At 70.1% G+C, this 561-nt stretch carries 1 protein-coding gene; it reads left to right on the forward strand.

All coding sequences use genetic code 11. From position 1 onward, the window contains the following. Positions 1-561, forward strand: a 561-nt coding sequence (locus tag NKI54_RS36400; RefSeq protein WP_352694686.1) for an AMP-binding enzyme, incomplete at both ends; no start/stop codon positions are given.

Here is a 561-nt window from a genome sequence, read left to right on the forward strand (position 1 = left end):
CCCTTTGTGGAAGGCGATCGGCTGTATAAGACCGGCGATCTGGCGCGTTATCTGCCGGACGGCAATCTGGAGTTTCTGGGCCGCAACGACGACCAGGTGAAGATCCGCGGCTTCCGCATCGAGCCGGGCGAGATCGCGGCGCGGCTTTGCGAGCACGCCTGGGTGCGCGAGGCGGTGGTGGTGGCGCGCCAGGACCTGGCCGGCGACAAGCACCTTGTCGCCTATGTCGTGTGTGGACCCGAGGCAGGATCGGACGAGGACGATGGCGGCGGGCTTGCCGGCGCCTTGCGCGCGCATGTGAGCGGGCGGCTGCCGGACTACATGGTGCCGGCTGCGTTCGTGCGGCTCGCGGCGCTGCCGCTGACGCCGAACGGCAAGCTCGACCGCAAGGCACTGCCGGCGCCGGCCGACGGCGCCTATGCGCGGACGGCCTATGAGGCGCCGCAGGGCGCGGTCGAGACGGCGCTGGCCGAGATATGGGCGGAGCTTCTCGGTGTCGAGCGGGTCGGACGCCACGACAACTTCTTCGAACTGGGCGGCCATTCGCTCCTGGCGGTGCAG

Origin of the sequence: Mesorhizobium sp. M0663 (assembly GCF_040320585.1) — a bacterium.
Taxonomy (GTDB): Bacteria; Pseudomonadota; Alphaproteobacteria; order Rhizobiales; family Rhizobiaceae; genus Mesorhizobium.